This is a genomic window from Streptomyces sp. 135 (genome assembly GCF_020026305.1).
Classification (GTDB): Bacteria; Actinomycetota; Actinomycetes; order Streptomycetales; family Streptomycetaceae; genus Streptomyces.
Map to the genome: position 1 here is coordinate 8,524,001 of NZ_CP075691.1, position 5,020 is coordinate 8,529,020.

Genomic DNA, 5,020 nt, shown 5'->3' on the forward strand with positions numbered 1-5,020 from the left:
CGCTCGTTCCTCCCTTGTCCTCCCTCGCCGGTCCCCGGGGGCCCGCCCCGAGGCTGAGTCCCCGCGTCCCGGGGTCGCGTCGCTCACACTTCCCACAGCGTCACGGTCCAGGCGGCCACCGGGCTGTTGCTGAGCACGAGGACGTGCTGCCCGGGGTCCAGCTCGCCGGTGGCCAGCAGCCGGTCCATGTTGAGGACCACGTCCATCGGACCGAGGTGGCCGAGCTCCGCGAGGTGGGTGGCGCAGACCGGGTGGATCGGCAGCCCCAGCGTGACCTTGTAGAACTCGAAGGCGCTGGCGGTGACGTTCTGCATCAGGGTGGCGGCCACGTCCTGCTTGCCGATGCCCGCGTCCGCGAGGACCTGGTCGACGAGCTTGCCGAGCCGGGTGCGGCTGTGCATGGCCAGCTCGAAGGAGTAGCGGTCGTTGTCGGCGCACACCTCGCGCCACTGCGACCAGGGACTGTGCTTGTACTCCACCTTGAACAGGTCGTGGAAGGAGCTGTCGGCCTCCATGCGGTGCGCCTTGAGCACCGGGCGCCCCCCTCGTACGAGCGTCATCGCGAACGCGCCGTCTCCGATCACCGTCACGGGACGCCGGACCCGGTCGGCTGCCGTGGGCCGGCTGCCGTAGGTGAGCAGGACGCATCGCCGGGACGGGTCGCCGAGCAGCAGGTCCCGGCCCAGGCCCCAGGCGGCCGATGAGCCCGCGCAGCCCAGCCCGTCGACGGTGAAGGGGAAGGTGCCGGTGAGACCGGCCAGATGCGCGATCTTGCCCGCGTCGGAACCGATCAGCACGTCGGGCGCCCGGGAACCGATGTGCAGCAGCAGGTCCGGCACCCCCGGCCGCGCCGCGAGCAGTTCCCGGCAGGCGCGGGCGGCGAGTTCGGTCGGCTCCGTGTCGGGGAAGACGCCGACCGACTTGATCCCGGCCTGTTCGGCGAACTTCAGCTCCTCGTCCGTCAGCCGGGCCAGTTCCGGCAGGTCCGCTACGGCCACCCGCTCGTCCGGCAGCAGGCAGTGGATCGCGCCGATTCCGACGGCTCCGGTCCCGCTCGTCATGCCACACCCTCCAAGGCGCGCTCCGCGAGGATCAGCTGGCAGATCTCCTCGCTGCCCTCGATGATCTGCATCAACTTGGCGTCCCGGTAGGCACGGGCCACCGGTTCGCCGTCCACCGAACCCGCCGAGGCGAGCACCTGCACCGCGGTGGAGGCGGCGCGCGCCGCGTTGCCCGCGGCGACGTGCTTGGCGAGCACCGACGCGCCGGACAGCTCCGCGGACCGGCTGTCCCAGCACTCCGACGCGTGCTCGCACACCCTGGTCGCGGTCTGCTCGGCTACCACCAGCTCGGCGAGGTGGCGGGCGATCAGCTGGTGCCGTGCCAGCGGCTTGCCGAACTGCTCACGGGTCCGGGCGTGCGAGGCGGCGGCCTTCAGGCAGCTGCGGATGATGCCGACGCAGCCCCACGCCACCGAGAGGCGGCCGTAGGTGAGGGCGATGGTGGTGAGCAGGCCGAGCGACTGGCTCGCGCCCGAGAGCACCCGGGCCGCGGGCAGGCGTACGTCCTCCAGGAGTACGTCCGCGTGGCCCGCCGCACGACAGCCGAGCGGCTGGTCGATCGGTCGTACCGTGACGCCGGGGGTGTCCACCGGGACCACCACGGCCGCCGCGTCGTTCTGATAGCGGCCGAATACCACCAGGACGTCGGCGTAGGCGGCCGCGGTCGACCACACCTTGTGCCCGTTGAGGACCACGCCCTCGCCGTCCCCGCCGTCGTCCACGATCGTGGTGCTGATCGCCGAGAGATCGCTGCCGGCCTGCGGTTCGCTGAACGCGACGGCCGCGAGCCCGCCCCCGGTCAGGCGGGCCAGCTCGGCGGCGCGCTGGGCACGCGTACCGAACCGCTGGATCGTCCACGCCGCCATGCCCTGCGAGGTCATCACACTCCGCAGCGAACTGCACAACGCCCCCGCGTGCGCGGTCAGTTCGCCGTTGGAGCGTCCCGTCAGGCCCCGCCCGCCGTACTCCGCGGGGACCTCGGCGCACAAGGCCCCCTTGGCGCCGAGCCCGCGGAGCACCTCCGGCGGGATCGCCCCGGCCAGGTCCCAGCCGGCGGCACGGTCGCCGACCTCCGCGCTGATCAGGGCCGCGAGCTCGTCACTCACCGGCGTACGTCCCTGCGCCCGTCCCGGCATCCGCTGTGGCGAGCCGGAGCACCAGCTCGGTCATGGTGTTCACCGTACGGAAGTTGTCGATCCTGAGGTCGGCGCCCTCGACGGCGATGCCGAAGGTCTTCTCGACGTGGACGACCAGTTCCATCGCGAACAGGGAGGACACCCCGCCGGTGGCGAACAGGTCGGTGTCCGGCTCCCAGTCGGTCTTGGTGCGCTCTTCCAGGAACCGCTTCAGCTCGGCCCGGACTTCCTCCGCCGACATCGGCCGGGCCGTGGTGGGCTCGCTCATCTCCGTGCTTCCTCTCAGGACTTCTTGTGGACGAGGGTGAGGCCGTCGGCGACGGCGAGCATGGAGATGTCCACGCGGTCGTCGTCACGCAGCAGGGTGTTGAGTTCGCGGATGGCCAGGGTGTCCGGGTCCTGCGCGGCGGGGTCGACGACCTTGCCGAAGAAGAGGGTGTTGTCCAGGACGAGCAGCCCGCCCGGGCGCACCAGCTCCAGCGACTGCTCGTAGTACCGGACGTAGTTGGCCTTGTCGGCGTCGACGAAGGCGAGGTCGAAGCTGCCCGCTCCGCTCTCCTCGGTCAGTTCGTCGAGGGTCTTCGCCGCGTCCCCGAGGCGCAGGTCGATGCGGCCGTCGACCTCGGCACGCTCCCAGTAGCGCCGGGCGATGCCGGTCCAGCGTTCGCTGATGTCGCAGGTGACGACCCGGCCGCCGGGCGGCAGGGCCCGCGCCATGCACAGACTGCTGTAGCCGGTGAAGGTGCCGACCTCCAGGACGTGGCGGGCGCCGGTCACCCGGACCAGGAGAGCGAGGAGCTGTGCCTCCTCCGGCAGGACCAGCATCGCTTGCAGCATCGGCATGCCGGCGGTCTCCGCGCGCAGTTCGCGCAGCACGTCGTCATCGCGCAGCGACATCTCGCGTACGTAGTCGAGGAGTTGCCGGTCGACCGCGAGCTGACCGGCCATCAGGAGACCATCCCCGTGTAGGTGTAGAAGCCGCGGCCGTTCTTGCGGCCGTGCTCGCCGTCCCGCACCTTCTGGAGCAGCAGGTCGCACGGGCGGCAGCCCTCGTCACCGGTGCGCTCGTGGAGCACCCACAGGGAGTCCACGAGATTGTCGATGCCGATCAGGTCGGCGGTGCGCAGTGGTCCTGTGCGGTGTCCGAGGCAGTCCTGCATGAGGGTGTCGACGTCCTCCGCCGTGGCCCGTCCCTCCTCGACGACGCGGGCCGCGTCGTTGATCATGCGGTGCAGTACGCGGCTGGTGACGAACCCGGGGCCGTCGCCGACGAACACGCCCCGGCGGCCGAGCGCGTCCAGGAGCCGCTGGACCGACTCCACGGCCTGCCGCGAGGTGCGCGAGCCGCGGATCACCTCCACCGTCCTGATCAGGTACGAGGGGTTCATGAAGTGCACGCCGAGCAGCCGCTCGGGGTGCGGGAGCTTCGCGGCGAGCTCGTCGACGGGGATGGAGGAGGTGTTGGTCACCAGCGCGGTGCCGGGGCCGGCCGCCTCACCGGCCTCCGTCAGCGCCGCGACCTTCAGCCCGGCCTCTTCGGTGATCGCCTCGATCACCACGTCCGCGCCCTCGCAGTCGGCCGCGCGGGCGCCGGTGACGAGCTGGGCGGGCGGTGTGTCCGAGCGCACGCCCATGAGCTGCGCCGTGCGTAGCTCGCGCTCGATCCTGGCGCCGGCGTCCGCCCGCTTCGCCGGGTCCGTCTCGATGAGGACCACCGGGACGCCCTGCCCGAGGGCGAGCGTGCTGATGCTGACCCCCATGACGCCGGCGCCGAGAACGGCCAGCCTCGGGGTGGGATCTTCCTCTGTCACCGCGTACCTCCCCTTACCTGGCGGCTGACATCGATGAACCATTCACTCGGGAAGCGGGGCGGGCTGCCGATCGGTGTGCGTGGATACGGAAGCAGGATGGAATGCGTCATTCCAGATCTCTGGGTCCCGATCGGGTCGACCAGGCCTAGGTCGACGAGGTGCTCGGTGGGCCGCAATACCAATACGAGGCCATAGCCCTTCCCTTCGGTCCGACGCCGGACGACGGTAGCATGATTGTTCGGGGGTGGCGCCAGATCTCTTTCGTGCGCTATCCCGGGTGAGCGGCCGTAATGCCGAACGGCCTGCGTCTTCTCTCTTTCTCTGCCTGTTCTCCGCTTCCCGTGAATATGTCGGACGCAAGTGGGGAATGGGTTCCCGGGGCTCGGGCGGGAGGTGGGGTGAGGTGGGAGACGGCGGGAGGGCGGCGCACCTCGCGAAAGCGGCCCAAGGTACCGCAATTGGACACAACCGGACGCCGTCCGTGGACCCGCTGAGCTACCGACGGTACGCACCCCAACAGGTCTGAGCCATTGGCCAGTTGTCGTCCCATCGCGACGGCCATGTCCGAAATTGATCGCCGGGACCGCCCGGCCCGGTGGGGTGCCCGGCGCTCTCGAAGGGTGCGTATTCCGTGGTCAGGGCGGTGAAAGCCTTTGTAGTCGAGTGCGACACGAATGGAAGTTGGATGAAAGATCACATGCTTGCCGCTGCTGGATATCAAGTGTTAGATTCCGGTTGACCGGTGAAGCTGACGGGGGGTCGACCGCTGAGCATGCCTACTGAGAGTGATGTAAGCGGAGTCGTCGCGCGAGGCAGCATTTCCTTTTTCCGCCGATTGCTTCGACCCATGTAACCCATGTAAGCGGACCGTTCGCCGGAGATCGTGACGCTGCGCTGATTCTCTTCAGCTTGATTTGATGAATTGTTCACCTCGGGCTGCGCCAATTCATGGTGCGGCGCCGTGGGCCGGCCGCAATTCGAGCCTTGAGGCATCCGGATGAGACGAAGGTCT

Annotated in this window: 5 protein-coding genes; all 5 read right to left on the reverse strand. The window is 69.7% G+C overall.

What is annotated here, in order from left to right; translation table 11 throughout:
• Positions 1 to 83 precede the first annotated feature (83 nt).
• Genes KKZ08_RS37365 through KKZ08_RS37385 form a run of 5 tightly spaced genes read right to left on the reverse strand, consistent with a single transcriptional unit; the run spans position 84 to position 4,008 of the window.
• Positions 84 to 1,061: a 3-oxoacyl-[acyl-carrier-protein] synthase III C-terminal domain-containing protein gene (locus KKZ08_RS37365; RefSeq protein ID WP_223778660.1), complete on the reverse strand. Its 978-nt coding sequence runs from the start codon at positions 1,059 to 1,061 to the stop codon at positions 84 to 86.
• A complete protein-coding gene (locus tag KKZ08_RS37370) occupies positions 1,058 to 2,167 on the reverse strand; it encodes an acyl-CoA dehydrogenase family protein (RefSeq protein WP_223778661.1) in 1,110 nt (369 codons plus the stop codon). The genes KKZ08_RS37365 and KKZ08_RS37370 overlap by 4 nt, the downstream gene beginning before the upstream one ends.
• Positions 2,160 to 2,465 (reverse strand): acyl carrier protein, encoded by a 306-nt coding sequence (locus KKZ08_RS37375; protein WP_223778662.1) that lies wholly within the window; start codon positions 2,463 to 2,465, stop codon positions 2,160 to 2,162. Before KKZ08_RS37375 ends, KKZ08_RS37370 begins: the two co-directional genes overlap by 8 nt.
• A gap of 14 nt (positions 2,466 to 2,479) precedes the next feature.
• Positions 2,480 to 3,145, reverse strand: coding sequence for a class I SAM-dependent methyltransferase (locus KKZ08_RS37380; protein WP_223778663.1), 666 nt, complete (start codon positions 3,143 to 3,145; stop codon positions 2,480 to 2,482).
• Positions 3,145 to 4,008, reverse strand: coding sequence for a 3-hydroxyacyl-CoA dehydrogenase family protein (locus KKZ08_RS37385; RefSeq protein ID WP_223778664.1), 864 nt, complete (start codon positions 4,006 to 4,008; stop codon positions 3,145 to 3,147). Before KKZ08_RS37385 ends, KKZ08_RS37380 begins: the two co-directional genes overlap by 1 nt.
• Positions 4,009 to 5,020: the final 1,012 nt, after the last annotated feature.

Coding starts and splice junctions, on each gene's coding strand:
- KKZ08_RS37380 (WP_223778663.1), bottom strand. CDS start 3,145: ATGGCCGGTCAGCTCGCGGTCGACCGGCAACTCCTCGACTACGTACGC.
- KKZ08_RS37365 (WP_223778660.1), bottom strand. CDS start 1,061: ATGACGAGCGGGACCGGAGCCGTCGGAATCGGCGCGATCCACTGCCTG.
- KKZ08_RS37375 (WP_223778662.1), bottom strand. CDS start 2,465: ATGAGCGAGCCCACCACGGCCCGGCCGATGTCGGCGGAGGAAGTCCGG.